Below are 18,264 nucleotides of genomic sequence, written 5' to 3' on the forward strand. Positions count from 1 at the left end.
TCCATTGCAGAGCCTCACAGCGGCGGGTCGACCGCCTCGTCGTACTCTTTCTTGAACCGCGCGATCAATTCGGCCGCGGGCAATATCTTGGCGACGCTGCCGACGCCCTGGCCAGAGCCCCAGATTTCCTTCCAGGCCTTCGGCTTCGCCCGCTCGCCTGATGCGTCGGTGCCAAAACTCATTTTCGACGGATCGGAGGTCGGCAGATTGTCGGGATCCATGCCGGCCGCGACGATCGACGGTTTCAGGTAATTGCCGTGCACGCCGGTGAACAGGTTCGAATAGACGATGTCCTCAGCGCTCGAGGCCGTGATCATCTGCTTGTAGCCCTCGACCGCGTTCGCCTCCTTGGTGGCGATGAAGGCGGAGCCGATATAGGCGAAGTCGGCGCCCAATATCCGCGCCGCGCGGATCGCCCGGCCGTTCGCGATCGCGCCCGACAAAGCGATCGGACCGTCGAACCAGGCCCGCGTCTCCGCCACGAAGGCGAGCGGCGAAATCTCACCGGCATGGCCGCCGGCACCGGCCGAGACCAGCACCAGGCCATCGGCGCCCTTCTCGACCGCCTTGTGCGCAAATTTCTGGTTGATCACGTCGTGGAATACGACGCAGCCCCAGCCATGCGCCATTTGGTTGAGTTCTTCGCGCGCGCCGAGCGAAGTGATCATCATCGGCACCTTGTGCTTCTCGCAGAGCGCCAGATCCTGATCGAGGCGATTGTTGGATTTGTGCACGATCTGGTTGACCGCGAACGGCGCCGACGGCCGCTCGGGATGCGCCTTGTCGTAGGCGGCGAGTTCTTCCTTGATCCGCGCCAGCCATTCGTCGAGCAGCGCCGGCGGCCGCGCGTTCAGCGCCGGAAACGACCCGACCACCCCGGCCTTGCATTGCGCGATCACGAGATCGGGCACCGAAATGATGAACAGGGGTGCTGCGATCACGGGTAACGACAGGCGACCCTTGAACAAGGCAGGCATGGACATTCGAAGCGATCCTTATGGGTTTTCGAAAAGCATCAGGCACCATTCGTGCGATGGATGCCGGGCGTCATACCAACAAGGCTGTCTTTCCAGTGTCAAGTATTGCGTCTTGGCGCTGGCGCGGGTTCCCGCCGCTCCGGATCATGCTACTGGCACAGCGCCCGGGTCACGGAATTTTCGGTCTTGCAGTCGCCCGGCTCGCGCTGGCGGCCGGGGATGAACACTTTCGGCGAGCATTTTTCGGCGGCGTCGGTGTCGAGGCTCTTGCCTTCCTTGTAGCCCTTGCTCTGGCAGAGCTTGTCGGCGCCCGCCTTGCAGTCCGGCGCGCCGTTGGCGGCCACCACGCAGGCCGCCCGTCCCTTCACCATGAGCGACGGCTTCGCCATATTGGTCAGGCTCTCGCCGGCATCCTTGGCGCGCGCGTTGAGATCGTCGATGGTCTCGCCTGGGCTCTTGATCGTCGGCAGCAACGATTTGGATTTCTCGAACAGCTTTCCGATCTCGTTGATCAGGCCCGGATTTTCCGCAGGCGGCGGTGGCGGTGGCGCGATCTGCTGCGGCTCGGGTTGGGCGGGCACCGACTGCTGCGCCGGCGACTGCAGGCCGAGCGAGGAAGGCGGTGCCGCTTGCGGCCAGGCGGCGCCAGGGGCGACCACAAGCCACGCCAGCGCAAGGCCGGACGCAGTGACCCGGGTCACGCGCAATTGACGGAGATGGCCGATTCGGTCGGGCATGCCGGGAAGCCTAGCCTGAAGGCCACGTAACTTGAAGTCTTGCCGGGCAAAGCCGTCCGTTAGATGAGCCGGAATGCAATGTAGAAGCCGAGCACCAGCACCGCGGCGCCGAGCCCGACCCACAGGCCGAGCCGCTTTTCCAGTTCCGCCCGGATCACGTCGCCGTACCGGTTGAGCAGGACGGCGACCACGAAGAAGCGGCCGCCGCGCGCGACGATCGAGCACAGGACGAACAGCCAGATATTGTAGCCGGCAAAGCCCGAGGTGATGGTCACGAGCTTGTAGGGGATCGGCGTCAGGCCCTTGACGAGAATGATCACCGCGCCCCATTCGGCATAGGACGCGCGAAAGGCTTCGACCTTGCCGCCGAGGCCATAGAGTTCGATCAGCCAGTACCCGATCGAGTCGTAGAGCAGCGCGCCGATCGCATAGCCGAGCAGGCCGCCGGCGACGGAAGCGACCGTGCACACCGCGGCGAACCACCACGCGCGCTTCGGCCGGGCCAGCGACATCGGCAGCAGCATGATATCGGGCGGCACCGGGAAGAAGGAGCTCTCGGCAAACGCCACGGCTGCCAGAATCCACAGCGCATAGGGCTTGTCGGCGGCGGCGATGCACCAGTCGTATATTCGTCTCAGCATGGCCGCATGAACCACCATGGCGCGGATTTGTCCATGCCGGGAAGGCAGGGTCTTTTGGGGGACTTTAGTGCCGCTTGCGGAGCGCGCGAGGCTCCAGCGCGACAATTCGCCGCCGGGCCGCGGGCGGGGCCGCCGCCTTGTGCAGTTCCTTGTGCAGTTCCTTGGGCAATTTGGCCGCCGACTTCGGCAGCTTCTCGGCGATCCCAAGCATGTCCTCGCGCCGTTCCATTTCGCGCCAGACGTCGTTGGGCTTGACGCCGGCAGCGGCCCACAGAACGGTCAGGTTGTAGAGCAGGTCGGCGCTCTCGCGGACCACGGCGGGTGCGTTGCCGTTGACGGCATCGATCACGACTTCGATGGCTTCCTCGGCGAGCTTCTTGGCCATCTTGGACGGGCCGCGCTGAAACAGCCGGGCCGTGCGCGACGTCGCCGGGTCGAGATCCCGGGCCGCGAGGACAGCCAGATAAAGCCGTTCGAGCGAATCACTCATGCTTTCCAATCTAATCGAAAGCCGTGGCCAGCGTGTTAACGGCCGGCTGGACAACCAAAAAAAGGCCACCGGCTGGTTAAGCCGGTGGCTTCCATTTTCATGAAACGCCGCGACTACCAGCTGGCGAGCGGATGGCCGCGATAGTGCGGCACGCTCGATCGGTAGTAACCGCCACCATAGTAACCGCCACCGTAATACGGGCCGCCACCGTAGTAGACCGGTCCGCCGCCGTAATAGGCCGGCGGGGCGTCGTAGTAACCGTAGCTGTCATAATAGCCGCCGCGGTTCTGGCTGGCCGCAATCGCGATACCGGTGCCGACGATGCCGGCAAAGACCGCGGCTGCCGCGGCACCGCCGCCACCGCGATAATAGCGGCGACGGGCGCTGATATCGGTCGCGCCGCTGGTCCCGCTCGTTGCCGTTATGCCGCTGCCTTTCGGCGCCGAGCCGGCGAACGCCATCGACGGCTCGACCGCCGTCAGCGCCACCGCCATCACCGTCGCCACTGCGCCGGCGCGGCCCATCAATGAAAACACACCTTTTCGCGCAAACATCTCAATACCCTCCGTGGTCACCTGGCCTGACAGGCCTTGGATGGCTAACCACCGGGCAGATGTTAGGTTCCCCAATCCGAATGCAGGCTGAACGATCTCTGGCTAAATCGTGGCAGTCATCGACCGTTCAGAATGGATGCGGCACAATGTCAGCGTTTTCGGCTTGTTATTGCCGTGCGCAGTGTCATGAAGCAGATGTCATGAAACGGACATCGCCGGCGCGGCAACTTGTCCCACCTCCTCCTGCTGACGTAAGCCCCATGCGTGCCATTCGCTGCAACACCCTCCGCTCCGTTCTGGCCTCGCTGCTCGGCCTGTGCGGAATCGCGGACGCAGGTCTGAGCCCGGTGCGCGCCGCCGATGAAGCGCGGCCACCGCTCGCCATCCAGTTCTCGCTCGACCGGCCGATCGATGCGTCAGCAGCCCCGTTCGTGATGGCCGCGACCGGCGGCCTGTTTACCGCGGAGGGCCTTGCCGTCACGACCCACATCGCCGCCGGATCGCCGGACGCCATCGCGCGCGTCGCCGCCGGCAGCAGCGATTTCGCCCTCGTCGACATCAACGCGCTGATCCGGTTTCGCGATCGGGACAAGCAGGGCGTGCCTCCGGTCAAGGCGGTGTTCGTGCTGTTCAACAAGGCGCCCTACGCCATCATCGCCCGCAAGAGTCGCGGCGTAACCGCGCTGTCCGATATCGAAGGCAAGAACCTCGGCGTCGCCGAAGGCGACCTGTCGATCCGGCTATGGCCTGCGGTGGCCAAACTGAACGGCATCAAGATCGCAAGCATCAAGCAGAGCAGCATCAGCGCCGCGGTCCGCGAACCGATGCTGTCGGCCGGCCAGATCGACGCCGTCACCGGATTTTCCTATCTGTCGGCGATCAATCTGAGGGACCGCGGCATCCCGGCCGACGATCTCGAGGTGCTGAAATTCGCCGACTACGGCTGCGAGGCCTATGGCTTTGCTGTCATCGTCAACCCGACGCTGGCGCTAGCCAAGCCGGATGCCGTGAGGGGATTTGTGCGCGCGGTGATCGGCGGCGTAAATCTCGTGATCAAGGATCCCGTCACCGCGACCACCGAAGTCGCAAGCCGCATGGACGGCGGCTCGCGCGAACAGGAGCTCGAACGTCTGCGCATCATCCTGCGCGACAACATCCTGACCGGCGACGTCAAGCGCAACGGCATCGGCGGCATCGACCCGGCGCGCTTCGAGCGCTCGATCGAGCAGGTCGCGGAAGACTTCAAGTTCCAGAAGCTGCCGCAGGCGTCCGATATCTTCGACGACCAGTTCCTGCCTCCACTCAATGGCCGTTTGATCAATTGAGTGAAATCCGATCCCCTCATGGTGAGGAGCGACTTCGCGCGTCTCGAACCATGAGGCCCGTGGCCCATCCTTCGAGACGCGCTACGCGCTCCTCAGGATGAGGTCGGTGGGTGTGGTCAAAAGCGATCAAGATAAAGCCCTCGCACTCTGGTTCTCAACCGCGATCCCTGATTAGATTGCGATCGCGTCCCGCCATCCGGCCTCCGAGTCCGCTCCCTGATGTCCCTGCTCCGCCTTTACACCCGCGTCCTCGAGTTGCTCGGCAAGGAAGCGCGGCTGGGCTGGATTCTCGCCGGCGCCAACCTGCTGCTGGCGGGTACGCAATTCGCCGAGCCGGTGCTGTTCGGCCGCATCGTCGACGTGCTGTCCGGCAAGCCGCAGACCGGCCCGCTGGCGGCCAACTCGGCCTGGCCCCTGCTCGGCGCCTGGGTGGCGTTCGGCCTGTTCACGATTCTCTGCAGCGCCGCGGTCGCCCTCCAGGCCGACCGGCTGGCGCACCGCCAGCGCCAAGCGGTGCTGACCAGCTATTTCGAGCACATCATGCAGTTGCCGCTGACCTTCCACTCCGGCACCCATTCCGGCCGGCTGATGAAGGTGATGCTGAACGGCACCGACGCGCTGTGGCGGCTCTGGCTCGGATTTTTCCGCGAGCATTTCGCGGCGATCATGTCGCTGGTGGTGCTGCTGCCGCTCTCGCTCTACCTCAACTGGCGGCTTGCGATCCTGCTGTTCGCGCTGTGCGTGGTGTTCACCGTGCTGACGACGCTGGTGGTGCGCAAGACCTACGGCATGCAGAGCGAGGTCGAGGCCCATTACAGCGACCTCTCGGCGCGCGCTTCCGACGCGCTCGGCAATGTCGCGCTGGTGCAGAGCTTCGTGCGCATCGACGCCGAGGTCCAGGGGCTGCGCTTCGTCGCCGACAAGCTGCTCGCGGTGCAGATGCCGGTGCTGTCCTGGTGGGCGCTGGTCACCGTCATCACCCGCGCCTCGACCACCATCACGGTGCTCGCGATCTTCACCGTCGGCATCTTCCTGCACGAACAGGGACTGACGACGGTCGGCGAAATCGTGATGTTCGTGAGCTTCGCGACCATGCTGATCCAGAAGCTCGAACAGGTCGTGAGCTTCATCAACAACGTGTTCATGGAGGCGCCGCGGCTGCAGGAATTCTTCGACGTGCTGGACGCGGTGCCCGCGGTGCGCGACCGGCCCGGCGCGATGGATACCGGACGGCTGTCGGGGCTGGTCGAATTCAACGACGTCTCGTTTTCCTATGACGGCAAGCGGCCGGCGATCGAGGACCTGTCGTTCACCGCTTTGCCCGGCCAGACCATCGCGCTGGTGGGTCCGACCGGCGCCGGCAAGTCGACCGCGATCGCGCTTTTGCACCGCGCGTTCGATCCGCAGTCCGGCATCATCAAGATCGACGGCATGGATATCCGCGGCCTCAAGCTGACGGCGCTGCGGCGGAACATCGGCGTGGTGTTCCAGGAGGCGCTGCTGTTCAACCGCTCGATCGCCGACAATCTGCGCGTCGGCAAGCCGGACGCGACCGAGGAAGAGATGCGCACCGCGGCGTCACGCGCCCAGGCGCTCGAATTCATCGAACGCAGCGAGAAGAAATTCGAAACCCATGCCGGCGAACGCGGCCGCATGCTGTCCGGCGGCGAACGGCAGCGGCTGTCGATCGCGCGCGCCTTGCTGAAGGATCCGCCGATCCTGATCCTCGACGAGGCCACCAGCGCGCTCGACGCCGTCACCGAGGCCAGGGTCAACGCCGCTCTCGATGAAGTGATGCGGGGCCGTACCACGTTCGTGATCGCGCACCGGCTTTCGACCATTCGCAACGCCACGCGCATCCTGGTTTTCGACAGTGGCCGCGTGATCGAAAGCGGAACTTTCGATGAACTGGTGGCAAAAGGCGGCCGTTTTGCCGAACTCGCCAAGGCCCAGTTCATGGTGCAGGAAAATACACGCGCCAGCATCGAGGCCAAATAGGTCGGCGCAACGCTGTGTAATTGAAATATCTGCCGAATTTCAGCCCATTTCGTCCACCATTTAATCGCCCGGCCTCTATTCTGGATCGGCAAGCCGGTATAGGTTTGCGGCCTGCCGTAACGCGACGGCGCAAGTTACGTTTCAAGATCGCACGCTTGAGACCCGAACGTTGAATGCAAGACCTCCTTTTCGAAGGCGGGTCTCAAAGGACCGGAACGGAAAAGTGCATTTTCTTCGCCCGCTGCTTCGCAACCCGTCATTGAAATGGATTTTCATCGCCGCCGCACTTGCCGCGGCGACGTCGCGCTCCGCTTCCGCCGAGGCGCTGCTGGTCGTCGAAGCCGATACCGGCAAGGTGCTGCAGGCCGACAACGCGACGATGCCGTGGTATCCGGCATCCGTCACCAAGATGATGACCGCTTATGTGACGCTGAAAGCGGTCAAGGAAGGACGCCTGACGCTCGAACAGCTCGTGACGGTGTCGCCGGTCGCCGCATCGCAGTCGCCGTCGAAGATGGGATTTCGTCCGGGCACGCAGCTCACCGTCGAAAACGCGCTGGCGATGATGATGGTGAAGTCCGCCAACGACATGGCCGTGGTGCTTGCCGAAGGCGTCGGCGGTTCGATCGACGGCTTCTCGGCGCTGATGAACCAGAACGCACAACGGCTGGGCATGACGCAGACGAGCTACGTCAATCCGAACGGGCTGCCCGCAGATGGCCAGATCACGTCGGCGCGCGACCTTGCGATCCTCGCCCGCGCCATCATTCGCGACCTGCCGGAATACGAATATTTCTATCACATCCCCTCGATCCGTTTCGGGCGCAGGGTCACCAACAATTTCAACCATCTGATCGGGCGCTATCCGGGCGCCGACGGCTTCAAGACCGGCTTCATCTGCGCGTCCGGCTATAATCTGGTCGGCTCGGCGACGCGCAACGGCAAGCGGCTGATCGCGGTCGTGCTCGGCTCAACATCCGGTCACCAGCGCGCGGTGCGCGCCGCCCAGTTGCTCGAGCGCGGCTTTGCCTCAAACGGGCTCAGTTGGCTGCGCCCCTCGCTCGGCACCGTCGACAATCTGGTTCCGATCGACGCCTCGCCGCCGAATTTGCGCGACGAGATGTGCGGCGGAAAGCGCAAGCGTCCCGCCAGCGACGAGGATGAGGACACGACCATCGCCTCCGCAGGCGGTGCCGCCAGCGGCGAAAGCCCGGCGATGTTCTTCACCGCTGGACTGCAGCCGCCGATGCCGAAAGCTTCGGAATTGCTGGCGACGGGGCCCGTAGCTTCGGAACCCATGGTCGTCTATACCGGCCCCAAGAAGACCGGCCCGGCGCTGATCGCGGCCGTGGCGGTCGATGCCGAAAAGCAGACGCCGGCCAAGCGCGGCAAGAAATCGCGCGTCGCGGCGCACAAACCGGACGCCGCGGCGACGCCCAAGGCTGATGCCAAGCCCGAAGCCAAACCGGCCGCGGTCCGCCATGCCAGCGCCAGGCCGGATGCCGCGGCCAAGCCCGCCGAAAAGCCGGCCGCATCCGCCGAAAAGCCCGCGTCGAAGCCCGCCAAGCCCAAGGCCGCCGCGAAGCCCAAGAGCGACGCCAAGCCGGCCAGTTAACGGCCGCATAAGTAGGCGGATTTTGCGCGTTCCGGACGGCTGCGGCCGATCCGCCGATGCGTCCTGAGCGCGCAGCCGCTTGCCATCGGCGGCGGCATTCACAATACTGCCAAAAACAAGGCGTCCGGCCAGAGAAGCCGGGAAAATTCAGTGCGTTTTCGCGTGCGGAAGACACTTCAAACGAAGACGCTTCAAACAAAGAGTGCGGGCCCTGGTTCTGATCCGGTCAGAACCAAAAGGGCTCTAAACCAGAGGGGAAATACCATGGAGCGGATCTGGCTCAAGCAATATCCGGCCGGCGTGCCCGCCGATATCGACGTCACCCAGTACTCGTCGCTCGTTGAACTGCTGGAAGAAAGCTTTGCGAAGTTCCGTGATCGCAAGGCGTTCATCTGCATGGACAAGTCGATCAGCTACCGCGATCTCGACGAGATGTCAGCGGCGCTCGGCGCCTATCTGCAGAGCAAGGGCCTGCAAAAGGGCGCCCGCGTCGCGCTGATGATGCCGAACGTGCTGCAGTATCCGGTCTCGACCGCAGCCGTCTTGCGCGCCGGCTACGCCGTGGTGAACGTCAATCCGCTCTACACCCCGCGTGAGCTCGAACATCAGCTCAAGGATTCCGGCGCCGAGGCGATCGTGGTGCTGGAGAATTTCGCCACCACGGTGCAGCAGGTGATCGCCAGGACCGCGGTCAAGCACGTCATCGTCGGCAGCATGGGCGACCTGCTCGGCCTCAAGGGCGTGATCGTCAACCTGGTGATCCGCAAGGTGAAGAAGATGGTGCCGGCCTACAATATTCCGGGCGCCGTCAGCTTCAATGACGCGCTCGCGGCCGGCCGCGGCATGAAACTCAACAAGCCGCAGCTCACCCGCCAGGACGTCGCCTTCCTGCAATATACCGGCGGCACGACCGGCGTTTCGAAGGGCGCCACGCTGCTGCACCAGAACATCCTCGCCAACGTGCTGCAGAACGACGCCTGGCTTCAGCCGGCGCTCAAGAAGCCGCCGATTGTCGACCAGATGGTCGTCGTCTGCGCGCTGCCGCTCTATCACATCTTCGCGCTGACTGCGTGCTACCTGCTGGGAGTCCGCACCGGCGGTACCAATCTGTTGATCCCCAACCCGCGCGACATGGCCGGCTTCGTCAAGGAGCTGACGAAGTACCAGGTCAGCTTTTTCCCGGCCGTCAACACGCTCTACAACGGTCTGTTGAACACGCCAGGGTTCGACAAGCTCGATTTCTCCAAGCTGAAAATATCCAACGGCGGCGGCATGGCGACGCAAAAACCGGTTGCCGAGAAATGGCTGAAAACCACCGGCTGCGCGCTGTCGGAAGGCTATGGGCTGTCCGAGACCTCGCCGACGCTGACCTGCAACCGCGCCGACATCGAGCAGTTCTCGGGGACGATCGGTCTCCCGGTGCCGTCGACCTATCTCTCGATCCGCGACGACGACGGCAAGGAATTGCCGCTCGGCGAGGCCGGCGAGATCTGCGCCAAGGGTCCGCAGATCATGGCCGGATACTGGAACCGGCCGGAGGAGACCGCGAACGTGATGACGGCGGACGGCTATTTCCGCACCGGCGACATCGGCGTCATGGATGCCGACGGCTATACCAAGATCGTCGACCGCAAGAAGGACATGATCCTGGTCTCCGGCTTCAACGTCTATCCCAACGAGATCGAGGAAGTGATCGCAAGCCATCCCGGCGTGCTGGAATGCGCCGTGATCGGTGTCCAGGACGCCAGATCGGGCGAGGCGGTCAAGGCCTTCATCGTCAAGAAGGACCCGAACCTGACGCCGGAGGAAATCATCAAGTTCTGCGCGACGCAGCTCACCGCCTACAAGGTCCCCAAGCAGATCGAGTTCAGGACGGATCTACCCAAGACCAATGTCGGCAAGATCCTGCGCCGCGAACTGCGCGACGAGAAGAAGGCCGCGGCCTGAGCAGGCATGCGGATCTCTCGGCATGACCAAGACTGACGTCGCGCCAGCCGGCATTCTGGCGTTCTGGCGCGACGCCGGCCCTGACCGCTGGTACACGCGCGACGACGATTTCGATGCCGGTCTGCGCGGGCGGTATCTCGGCCTGTGGCAGCGAGCCGCCGCTGGTGAGTTGGCGTCCTGGGAAACGACCGATGACGGCGCGCTGGCGCTCGTCATCGTGCTCGACCAGTTTCCCCGCAACATGTTCCGCGGCAGCGCCAAGACCTATGCCAGCGATGCGCTGGCGCGCGATGTGGCACGGCGCGCCATCGACCGCGGCGTCGACACGCGGATCGATCCGGGCTTGCGTGAATTTCTCTATCTGCCCTTCATGCATTCGGAGGAGCTGGCCGACCAGATGCGCTGCATCGAGCTGTTGCGGCAAGCGGGCCTGGCCGATAGCGCGAAGTGGGCAGAGCAACATGCCGATATCATTCGCCGCTTCGGGCGTTTCCCGCACCGCAACGGCGTCCTCGGCCGCGCGACCACCCCCGACGAGCAAGCCTTCCTGGACGACGGCGGCTTTTCGCCATGATGACGGAAGCGTGAACAGGCGCGGCCGTTGCCGTTTCCCTTGCCCTGAATATTGTGCCCGCCGTCTGCCCGGTCTAAGACACATCCGCTCATTGAGGGAGAATTGACGATGACGATCCAAGTTGGCGACAAGCTGCCGGAAGCCAAGTTTCGCGTGATGACGGCGGAAGGTCCGCAGGTCAAAACCACCGACGATATTTTCAAGGGCAAGAAGGTCGCGCTGTTCGCCGTGCCCGGTGCCTATACCGGCACCTGCCACAAGATGCACCTGCCCAGCATTTTCCTGAACGCCTACGCCATCAAGGACAAGGGCGTGAGCACGATCGCGATCGTCTCCGTCAACGACGCCTTCGTCATGAACGCGTGGAAGCGCGACACCGACCAGCGCGACGAAGCGGTGTTCCTGGCCGACGGCAATGCCGACTTCACCAAGGCAATCGGCATGGAGCTCGACGCCTCCGGCAACGGCCTCGGCATCCGCTCCCACCGCTACTCGATGCTGGTGGAAGACGGCGTGGTCAAGAAGCTCAACAAGGAGCCGGCCCCCGGCAAGGTCGAAGTTTCCGGCGGCGATACGCTGCTCGGGCAGCTTTGATCGCCGATTAGAAACGATATCCAGGAATGACGTCATGCCCGGGCAGAAGCGCGAAGCGCGTCTTCGCGCTAGATGTCCCGGGCATCCACGTTTTTGGCCCCAAAGAAGGAAGTCGTGGATGGCCGGGTCATGGATCACCCGCTTTCGCGGGTGCTGACAGCTTCGGTCGCGGACAGCAGCGCTAATTCTTCAACCGCGCCATCGCGACGCCCTCGCGGGCCAACTGGTCGGCGCGCTCGTTTTCGTCGTGACCGGCATGGCCCTTGATCCAGTGCCAACGCACGTCGTGCGGCTTCAGCGCGGCGTCGAGGCGCTGCCAGAGGTCGACGTTCTTGACCGGCTTCTTGTCCGCCGTGCGCCAGCCGTTTCGCTTCCAGCCGTGGATCCAGCCGGTGATGCCCTGGCGGACATACTGGCTGTCGGTGGTGAGGTCGACGACGCAGGGCTTCTTCAGCGCCTCCAGCGCCGAGATCGCGGCCATCAGCTCCATGCGGTTGTTGGTGGTATGCGCCTCGCCGCCCTTCAATTCCTTTTCGGTGTCGCCGAATTTCAGGATCGCGCCCCAGCCGCCCGGCCCGGGATTGCCCGAGCAGGCGCCATCGGTGAACACCGTGACATGAGGCAATTCGCTCAAGCGGCGCATCCCGGCTGCGTCACGCCGTAATCGCGCACCGTCTCGACGCCCTGGTGGAAGCGCAGCTTGCGGACATATTCCAGCGGGTCCTTCGGCTTCACCAGCGCGCCCGGCGGCACGTTGAGGAAGTCGACCAGCCGCGTCAGCAGGAAGCGCAGCGCAGCGCCGCGCGCCAGCAGCGGCAATGCCTCCTGCTCGGCCTCGGACAGTTTACGCTCGCGGCCATAAGCGTTGAGCAGCGCGCGCGCCTTGGTGACGTTGAAGGAATGATCCGGCTCGAAACACCAGGCATTGAGGCAGATCGCCACATCGTAGGCCAGGATGTCGTTGCAGGAGAACGGAAAGTCGATCAGCCCCGACAACTTGTCGCCGAGGAAGAACACGTTGTCGGGAAACAGGTCGGCGTGGATGACCCCGACCGGCAGACCCAAAGGCCAGCGCGTCTCGAGATGCTCGAGTTCGCGCGCGATGAAGTCGCGCAAACCCGGCTGGACGCTGTCGGCGCGCGGCGCGGCGAGATCGAACAGCGGCCGCCAGCCCTCGACCGACAGCGTGTTCTTGCGAAACAGCGGGAAGTCGCGCCCCGCCAGATGCATCCTGGCGATCGCCTCGCCGACCCCGGCGCAATGGGCGGCGTTCGGCCGCCGCGGCCACACGCCTTCGAGGAAATTGATGATCGCCGCGGGCCGGTCGGCGAGCCAGCTATAGACCTCGCCTTTGCGGTTTTTCGCCGGCTGCGGACAACGCACGCCGCGCTCGGCCAGATGCGCCATCAGCGACAGGAAATACGGCAGGTCGTCCAGCGCCACGCGCTTTTCATAGAGCGTCAGGATGTAGGCGCCCTTGGTCGTGTGCAGCAGGAAGTTGGAATTCTCGACGCCTTCGGCGATGCCCTTGTAGGAGAGCAACTCGCCGATGTCGTAGCCTTTAAGAAACTCCGCGAGGTCTTCGGCGGCAACGTCGGTGTAAACCGCCATGGCAGCGCCTTAGGCGGCGTCGGGTCGCAGCGAACGCGGCAGCGGGAAGAATTCGTTCTCTTCCGCAGCCGAGACCGTCTCCACATGCAGTTCGTAACGCTCGGCGAAGGCGCCCATGATTTCCTCGACGATCACTTCCGGCGCCGAAGCGCCCGCGGTGATACCGAGGCTCTTGATGCCCTCGAAACGCGACCAGTCGAGATCGCTGGCGCGCTGCGCCAGTACCGAGACCGGGCAGCCCTCGCGCTCGGCGACTTCACGCAGCCGCTGCGAGTTCGACGAGTTCGGCGCGCCGACCACGATCAGGGCATCGACCACCGGCGCCACCTTCTTCACCGCGAGCTGGCGGTTGGTGGTGGCGTAGCAGATGTCTTCCTTGTGCGGGCCGGAGATGTTCGGGAAGCGCTCCTTCAGCATCGCGACGATTTCGGCGGTGTCGTCGATCGACAGCGTCGTCTGGGTCACGAAAGCGAGGTTGTCCGGATCCTTCGGCGTGAAGGTCTTGGCGTCCTCAGCGGTCTCGATCAGCGTCACCGCGCCCTGCGGCAACTGGCCGAGCGTGCCGACCACTTCCGGATGGTGCGAATGCCCGATCAGCAGGATTTCGCGGCCGCGTTTGAAATGGATCGCGGCCTCGCGGTGCACCTTGGTCACCAGCGGGCAGGTGGCGTCCAGCGAGAAGAAATTGCGGGCGCGGGCATCCGCTGGGACCGACTTGGGAACCCCGTGGGCCGAAAACACCACCGGTGCGTTGGTATTGTCGGGGATTTCGGCGAGTTCCTCGACGAAAATCGCGCCCTTGGTCTTCAGGCTGTCGACCACATAGCGGTTGTGCACGATTTCGTGACGGACATAGACCGGGGCGCCGTAGATCGCGAGCGCGCGTTCCACGGTGTCAATGGCCCGAACCACCCCGGCACAGAAGCCGCGGGGGGAACAAAGCACGATTCGAAGGTCTGGTTTGGCTGACGCTGATAAAGACATCGGGGTTATCCGGGACCGAATCACCCCTCGCCGCCGGGCAGGGAACGGTCAATTCGTATAAGGACTTGGGACTGCTTTTGGGCTCTGTCAAGGCACTTTAGCAGACCATTGCGCCAATACCCCGGGAAGGCGTATATAGACCCTGAATTCCCGTCATCACCGATGACCGCAGACTTCGCCTCCCCAAAAAGAGGTGGGCGAGGCACAAAGGAGATTTGCCATGAGCAATGCACCGCTGATGCCAAAGGCGACGGCCGTGTGGCTGGTAGATAATACCGCCCTGACCTTCGACCAGGTGGCCGATTTCACCAAAATGCACCCCTTGGAGGTCCGCGCCATCGCCGACGGCGACGCCGCCCAGGGCATCAAGGGGATGGACCCGATTTCAACGGGTCAATTGACCCGGGACGAGATCGAAAGGGGCGAAAAGGACCCGGACTACCGCCTCAAGCTCGGCGAGAGCAAGGTCACCTTGCCGCCGGCGGCCAAGAAGAAGGGCCCGCGCTATACCCCGGTGTCGCGCCGCCACGAGCGGCCGAGCGCGATCCTGTGGCTGGTCCGCAGCCATCCCGAGCTGAAGGACGCGCAGATCATGCGCCTGGTCGGCACCACCAAGACCACGATCGCCTCGGTCCGAGACCGCACCCACTGGAATGCCTCGACCCTGACCCCGATGGACCCGGTGACCCTGGGCCTGTGCTCGCAGATCGAGCTCGATTTCGAGGTGCAGCGCGCCGCCAAGGAAAAGCCGGTCCCGGCCGCCTATGGTGGCGCCACCCTGCTGCCGGCGTCGGAGACCACCCGCAAGGAGCCGGAATTCGAGCCGACCGAAAAACAGCGCGACGACCTCAACGTCGACGCCGTGTTCGCCAAGCTGAAGACCATCGGCGGCAAGAAGCAGGACGACGAGGAGTAGGTTTTTCCGGCTTCGCGCCGAAGAGATGTCGAACGCGGCGGGGTAACCCGTCGCGTTTTTTTGGGGGGAAGCGCTCTCTCCCCCGTCATGCCCCGCGAAGGCGGGGCATCCAGTACGCCGCGGCTTGTCGGTTCAACAATTGATTTCGCTGGAATACTGGATCACCCGCATTCGCGGGTGATGACGGGTATTGCGTGCAATAAATTGCGCTCGTCCTCACGCCTTCTTCAAAAACTCCGTGCGCAGCACCAGGCCCTTGACCTTGTCGGTACGGCCTTCGATCTCGTCCTCATTGTCGGTGAGGCGGATATTCTTGATCACGGTGCCGCGCTTCAGCACGGTGGAAGAGCCTTTCAGCTTCAGGTCCTTGATCAGCGTGACGGTGTCGCCCTCGGCGAGCTGCGCGCCGTTGGAATCCCTGACCTTGATGTCCATATCGTGCTTTCCGCGCTGATGCGCATTGACTGATGAGAAAGGCGTCGAGGCCTAACCCAGTTCGATCTCGCCCGTGATCTCGTGGCTGAGGCTGACGCCGCCGATCGTGAGCACGACCTTGGCCGGCAGCCTCTCGCTACCCTTGACGCGGCCGCTGGCGACGGCGTCGCGGACGGCCTTCTCGATCTCGCGCTGCGAGGTGATGCCGACCTTCTTGAGAAATCCGCGCAGGCTGGTGTTGAAAACATCCTCGTTCATGGCGCTCTCCTCGGCTCAGGGCCGTGTCGGATTGTTCAGCATGTATTCGCCGAGATTGCGTTGGCGGCGGTCGGTGCGCGCGTCGGCGTTGGCGCGCTGGACGTCGCGGTCCTTGCGGCAGGCGATATATTCGGACGAGCCGACCTTGACGTTGTTGGCCTGGCAGAATGCGTCGTCATCGCCGGTCCTGTCGACCATGGTCGGCTGACCGCGCTCCAGGCAGCCCGCCAGCAGCGGCGCTGCGAACAACAGGGCGATGAGGTGCTTTGCGATTCCTGACTGCATCAAGGTTTCCGTTGTGTCCATCTCGTCATTGCCGGGGCAAAAGCGCGAAGCGCGTCTTCGCGCTAGATGACCCGGCAATCCATCAAAAACAAGGCAATTTCGGCTAGATCGTCATTCCGGGGCGCGCAGCGAACCTCCGGGGTGCAATTGCACCCCGGGGAATCTCGAGATTCCGGGTCTGCGCTTCGCGCATCCCGGAATGACAGCCAACCCTACACCCTGCCCTTCAGCGCGTCGCCGATTTCGTCGAGCACCTTGGGATCCTCGATCGTCGCCGGCATTGACCAGGTCTCGCCGTCGGCGATCTTCTTGATGGTTCCGCGCAGGATTTTTCCCGAGCGGGTTTTCGGCAGGCGAGCGACCGTGATCGCGAGCTTGAAGGCCGCGACCGGCCCGAGCTTTTCGCGCACCAGCGCCACGATTTCCTTTTCGATCAGGTCCGGGCTGCGGCTCACGCCGGCCTTCAGCACCAGGAAGCCACAGGGCACCTCGCCCTTGATGGTGTCCTTGATGCCGAGCACCGCGCATTCGGCGACATCGGGATGCGAGGCCAGAATTTCCTCCATGCCGCCGGTGGAGAGCCGGTGGCCGGCGACGTTGATGATGTCGTCGGTGCGGCCCATCACGAAGACATAGCCGTCCTCGTCCTTGTAGCCGGCGTCGGAGGTTTTGTAATAGCCGGGGAATTCCGAGAGATAGGCTTCCTTGAAGCGCGCATCCTGCTCCCACAGCGTCGGCAGGCAGGCCGGCGGCATAGGCAGCTTGATCACGATCGAGCCCATGGTGCCCGCCGGCACGGGTCTGGCGGCCTCGTCGACCACATCGACCTGATAGCCCGGCATCGGCACCGTCGGCGAGCCGTGCTTGACCGGCAGCATGCCGAGTCCGACCGGATTGCCGGCGATGCACCAGCCGGTTTCGGTCTGCCACCAGTGATCGATGACCGGCACCTTCAACTGCTGTTCCGCCCATTCCACCGTCGGCGGATCGGCGCGCTCGCCGGCGAGGAACAGCGTGCGGAAGTTCGACAGGTCGTATTTGCGGATGAAGGTGCCTTCCGGGTCTTCCTTGCGAATGGCGCGGAACGCGGTCGGCGCGGTGAAGAACGCCACCGCTTTGTGTTCGGAGATCACGCGCCAGAATGCGCCGGCGTCCGGCGTGCCGATCGGCTTGCCCTCATACATGATCGAGGTCGCGCCATGCAGCAGCGGGCCATAGACGATGTAGCTGTGGCCGACCACCCAGCCGATGTCGGAGCCGCACCACCAGACCTCGCCGGGCTTGACGCCGTAGAGATTGAACATCGACCATTTCAGCGCGACCAGATGGCCGCCATTGTCGCGCACCACGCCCTTCGGGATTCCCGTGGTGCCCGACGTATAGAGAATATAGAGCGGATCGGTCGCGAGCACGGGCACGCAGGGTGCCGCCTTGCCGGCCTCGAGTGCCGCGCGGCGCAACGACGCCCAGTCGTGATCGCGGCCGGCCACGAGATCGCAGCCATGTTGTGGGCGCTGCAGGATGATGCAGGTCTCAGGCTTGACGCTGGAAAGCCGGATCGCCTCGTCGAGCAGCGGCTTGTACTGCACGATGCGGCCGGGCTCGAGCCCGCAACTGGCCGAGAAGATCAGTTTCGGCTTGGCATCCTCGATCCGGCTCGCCAGTTCCTTGGCCGCGAAGCCGCCGAATACCACCGAGTGCACGGCGCCGATCCGCGCGCATGCCAGCATCGCGACCACAGCCTCCGCCACCATCGGCATATAGAGGATGACGCGATCACCCTTGGCGACGCCGAAATCCTGCATCACGGCGGCGAGCGCCTGCACTTCGCGCAGCATCTCGGCATAGGTGAATTTCGAGATCGTGTTGGCGAGCGGCGAATCGTGGATCAGCGCGACCTGATCGCCGCGGCCATCCGCGACATGGCGATCGAGCGCGTTATAGCAGGTATTGACCACGCCGCCGGCGAACCAGCGGCCATAGGTGCCCATCGAGGCATCGAAGATCTTTGGGGGCGGTTCGATCCAGTCGATCTCGCGCGCCGCCTCGGCCCAAAACCCCTCGGGGTCACTGAGCGAGCGGGCATGCACCTCATGATACCGGCTCTTGTCGTGGATGTTCATGGCGCACTCCCCGCTCGTTCACCCATCCTCGTCATGCCCGAGCTTGTCCCGGGCATCCACGTCTGCTCTTCCGTTCAGAAAAGGCAAGACGTGGATGGCCGGGACAAGCCCGGCCATGACGGCTGGGCGGCAGTCTCTTCGCTTTCCGAACGCATTGTCACGGGAAGCGGCGGGAGATCAAGCCGGAACAGTTGCGACGT

Annotated in this window: 19 protein-coding genes; 7 read left to right on the forward strand and 12 right to left on the reverse strand. The window is 64.0% G+C overall.

Annotated features, from left to right (window positions below):
* Window positions 1–14: 14 nt before the first annotated feature.
* The 5 genes from FFI89_RS31835 to FFI89_RS31855 form a co-directional block, all read right to left on the reverse strand.
* Window positions 15–983, reverse strand: a complete 969-nt coding sequence (locus FFI89_RS31835; protein WP_138831420.1) for a nitronate monooxygenase family protein — start codon at window positions 981–983, stop codon at window positions 15–17.
* Window positions 984–1,126: 143 nt separating this feature from the next.
* Window positions 1,127–1,714 (reverse strand): hypothetical protein, encoded by a 588-nt coding sequence (locus FFI89_RS31840; RefSeq protein ID WP_138831421.1) that lies wholly within the window; start codon window positions 1,712–1,714, stop codon window positions 1,127–1,129.
* Window positions 1,715–1,773: 59 nt separating this feature from the next.
* Window positions 1,774–2,373, reverse strand: a complete 600-nt coding sequence (locus FFI89_RS31845; RefSeq protein WP_168213115.1) for a YqaA family protein — start codon at window positions 2,371–2,373, stop codon at window positions 1,774–1,776.
* Between the two features lie 46 nt (window positions 2,374–2,419).
* Window positions 2,420–2,845, reverse strand: a complete 426-nt coding sequence (hisE, locus tag FFI89_RS31850; protein WP_138831423.1) for a phosphoribosyl-ATP diphosphatase — start codon at window positions 2,843–2,845, stop codon at window positions 2,420–2,422.
* 113 nt (window positions 2,846–2,958) lie between these two features.
* Window positions 2,959–3,399: a hypothetical protein gene (locus tag FFI89_RS31855; RefSeq protein WP_138831424.1), complete on the reverse strand. Its 441-nt coding sequence runs from the start codon at window positions 3,397–3,399 to the stop codon at window positions 2,959–2,961.
* A gap of 260 nt (window positions 3,400–3,659) precedes the next feature.
* On the opposite strand from FFI89_RS31855, the gene FFI89_RS31860 reads away from it, so the two are divergent.
* From FFI89_RS31860 to FFI89_RS31885, 6 genes are all read left to right on the forward strand, one after another.
* Window positions 3,660–4,724: an ABC transporter substrate-binding protein gene (locus FFI89_RS31860; protein WP_138831425.1), complete on the forward strand. Its 1,065-nt coding sequence runs from the start codon at window positions 3,660–3,662 to the stop codon at window positions 4,722–4,724.
* 219 nt (window positions 4,725–4,943) lie between these two features.
* Window positions 4,944–6,722: a glucan ABC transporter ATP-binding protein/ permease gene (locus FFI89_RS31865; protein ID WP_138831426.1), complete on the forward strand. Its 1,779-nt coding sequence runs from the start codon at window positions 4,944–4,946 to the stop codon at window positions 6,720–6,722.
* Window positions 6,723–6,945: 223 nt separating this feature from the next.
* On the forward strand, window positions 6,946–8,337 hold the full coding sequence (locus tag FFI89_RS31870) for a D-alanyl-D-alanine carboxypeptidase family protein (protein WP_138831427.1): 1,392 nt from the start codon (window positions 6,946–6,948) through the stop codon (window positions 8,335–8,337).
* 264 nt (window positions 8,338–8,601) lie between these two features.
* Window positions 8,602–10,284 carry a long-chain fatty acid--CoA ligase gene (locus FFI89_RS31875; RefSeq protein ID WP_138831428.1) on the forward strand — a complete coding sequence of 561 codons (1,683 nt, stop codon included), beginning with the start codon at window positions 8,602–8,604 and terminating at the stop codon, window positions 10,282–10,284.
* Window positions 10,285–10,306: 22 nt separating this feature from the next.
* Window positions 10,307–10,858 carry a DUF924 family protein gene (locus FFI89_RS31880; RefSeq protein WP_138831429.1) on the forward strand — a complete coding sequence of 184 codons (552 nt, stop codon included), beginning with the start codon at window positions 10,307–10,309 and terminating at the stop codon, window positions 10,856–10,858.
* A gap of 108 nt (window positions 10,859–10,966) precedes the next feature.
* A complete protein-coding gene (locus tag FFI89_RS31885) occupies window positions 10,967–11,452 on the forward strand; it encodes a peroxiredoxin (RefSeq protein WP_138831430.1) in 486 nt (161 codons plus the stop codon).
* A gap of 181 nt (window positions 11,453–11,633) precedes the next feature.
* Here FFI89_RS31885 and rnhA read toward each other — a convergent pair whose 3' ends face one another.
* The 3 genes from rnhA to ispH are packed head-to-tail and all read right to left on the reverse strand — an operon-like array spanning window position 11,634 to window position 14,047.
* Window positions 11,634–12,095, reverse strand: coding sequence for a ribonuclease HI (gene rnhA, locus FFI89_RS31890; protein WP_210249049.1), 462 nt, complete (start codon window positions 12,093–12,095; stop codon window positions 11,634–11,636).
* Window positions 12,083–13,063 carry a homoserine kinase gene (locus FFI89_RS31895; RefSeq protein WP_138831432.1) on the reverse strand — a complete coding sequence of 327 codons (981 nt, stop codon included), beginning with the start codon at window positions 13,061–13,063 and terminating at the stop codon, window positions 12,083–12,085. The genes rnhA and FFI89_RS31895 overlap by 13 nt, the downstream gene beginning before the upstream one ends.
* Window positions 13,064–13,072: 9 nt before the next feature.
* Window positions 13,073–14,047 (reverse strand): 4-hydroxy-3-methylbut-2-enyl diphosphate reductase, encoded by a 975-nt coding sequence (gene ispH / locus FFI89_RS31900; protein ID WP_138831433.1) that lies wholly within the window; start codon window positions 14,045–14,047, stop codon window positions 13,073–13,075.
* Window positions 14,048–14,267: 220 nt separating this feature from the next.
* Here ispH and FFI89_RS31905 point away from each other — a divergent pair, with 220 nt between their 5' ends.
* Window positions 14,268–14,963 carry a DUF1013 domain-containing protein gene (locus FFI89_RS31905; RefSeq protein ID WP_074822959.1) on the forward strand — a complete coding sequence of 232 codons (696 nt, stop codon included), beginning with the start codon at window positions 14,268–14,270 and terminating at the stop codon, window positions 14,961–14,963.
* Window positions 14,964–15,179: 216 nt separating this feature from the next.
* Here FFI89_RS31905 and FFI89_RS31915 read toward each other — a convergent pair whose 3' ends face one another.
* The 4 genes from FFI89_RS31915 to FFI89_RS31930 all read right to left on the reverse strand — a co-directional run bounded on the left by FFI89_RS31915 (window position 15,180) and on the right by FFI89_RS31930 (window position 18,064).
* A complete protein-coding gene (locus FFI89_RS31915; protein ID WP_138831434.1) occupies window positions 15,180–15,398 on the reverse strand; it encodes an alkylphosphonate utilization protein in 219 nt (72 codons plus the stop codon).
* A gap of 51 nt (window positions 15,399–15,449) precedes the next feature.
* Window positions 15,450–15,656, reverse strand: coding sequence for a DUF6494 family protein (locus FFI89_RS31920; protein ID WP_138831435.1), 207 nt, complete (start codon window positions 15,654–15,656; stop codon window positions 15,450–15,452).
* Window positions 15,657–15,671: 15 nt separating this feature from the next.
* Window positions 15,672–15,941, reverse strand: coding sequence for a hypothetical protein (locus FFI89_RS31925; protein ID WP_168213117.1), 270 nt, complete (start codon window positions 15,939–15,941; stop codon window positions 15,672–15,674).
* Between the two features lie 212 nt (window positions 15,942–16,153).
* The gene (locus FFI89_RS31930) at window positions 16,154–18,064 is read right to left on the reverse strand and encodes a propionyl-CoA synthetase (RefSeq protein WP_138831436.1); all 1,911 of its coding nucleotides are present in this window, start codon (window positions 18,062–18,064) and stop codon (window positions 16,154–16,156) included.
* Window positions 18,065–18,264 lie beyond the last annotated feature (200 nt).

Origin of the sequence: Bradyrhizobium sp. KBS0727 (assembly GCF_005937885.2) — a bacterium.
In the GTDB taxonomy this organism is placed as follows: Bacteria; Pseudomonadota; Alphaproteobacteria; order Rhizobiales; family Xanthobacteraceae; genus Bradyrhizobium.

Coding starts and splice junctions, on each gene's coding strand:
- FFI89_RS31835 (WP_138831420.1), bottom strand. CDS start 983: ATGTCCATGCCTGCCTTGTTCAAGGGTCGCCTGTCGTTACCCGTGATC.
- FFI89_RS31840 (WP_138831421.1), bottom strand. CDS start 1,714: ATGCCCGACCGAATCGGCCATCTCCGTCAATTGCGCGTGACCCGGGTC.
- FFI89_RS31845 (WP_168213115.1), bottom strand. CDS start 2,373: ATGGTGGTTCATGCGGCCATGCTGAGACGAATATACGACTGGTGCATC.
- hisE (WP_138831423.1), bottom strand. CDS start 2,845: ATGAGTGATTCGCTCGAACGGCTTTATCTGGCTGTCCTCGCGGCCCGG.
- FFI89_RS31855 (WP_138831424.1), bottom strand. CDS start 3,399: ATGTTTGCGCGAAAAGGTGTGTTTTCATTGATGGGCCGCGCCGGCGCA.
- FFI89_RS31860 (WP_138831425.1), top strand. CDS start 3,660: ATGCGTGCCATTCGCTGCAACACCCTCCGCTCCGTTCTGGCCTCGCTG.
- FFI89_RS31865 (WP_138831426.1), top strand. CDS start 4,944: ATGTCCCTGCTCCGCCTTTACACCCGCGTCCTCGAGTTGCTCGGCAAG.
- FFI89_RS31875 (WP_138831428.1), top strand. CDS start 8,602: ATGGAGCGGATCTGGCTCAAGCAATATCCGGCCGGCGTGCCCGCCGAT.
- FFI89_RS31880 (WP_138831429.1), top strand. CDS start 10,307: ATGACCAAGACTGACGTCGCGCCAGCCGGCATTCTGGCGTTCTGGCGC.
- FFI89_RS31885 (WP_138831430.1), top strand. CDS start 10,967: ATGACGATCCAAGTTGGCGACAAGCTGCCGGAAGCCAAGTTTCGCGTG.
- rnhA (WP_210249049.1), bottom strand. CDS start 12,095: ATGCGCCGCTTGAGCGAATTGCCTCATGTCACGGTGTTCACCGATGGC.
- FFI89_RS31895 (WP_138831432.1), bottom strand. CDS start 13,063: ATGGCGGTTTACACCGACGTTGCCGCCGAAGACCTCGCGGAGTTTCTT.
- ispH (WP_138831433.1), bottom strand. CDS start 14,047: ATGTCTTTATCAGCGTCAGCCAAACCAGACCTTCGAATCGTGCTTTGT.
- FFI89_RS31905 (WP_074822959.1), top strand. CDS start 14,268: ATGAGCAATGCACCGCTGATGCCAAAGGCGACGGCCGTGTGGCTGGTA.
- FFI89_RS31915 (WP_138831434.1), bottom strand. CDS start 15,398: ATGGACATCAAGGTCAGGGATTCCAACGGCGCGCAGCTCGCCGAGGGC.
- FFI89_RS31920 (WP_138831435.1), bottom strand. CDS start 15,656: ATGAACGAGGATGTTTTCAACACCAGCCTGCGCGGATTTCTCAAGAAG.
- FFI89_RS31925 (WP_168213117.1), bottom strand. CDS start 15,941: ATGCAGTCAGGAATCGCAAAGCACCTCATCGCCCTGTTGTTCGCAGCG.
- FFI89_RS31930 (WP_138831436.1), bottom strand. CDS start 18,064: ATGAACATCCACGACAAGAGCCGGTATCATGAGGTGCATGCCCGCTCG.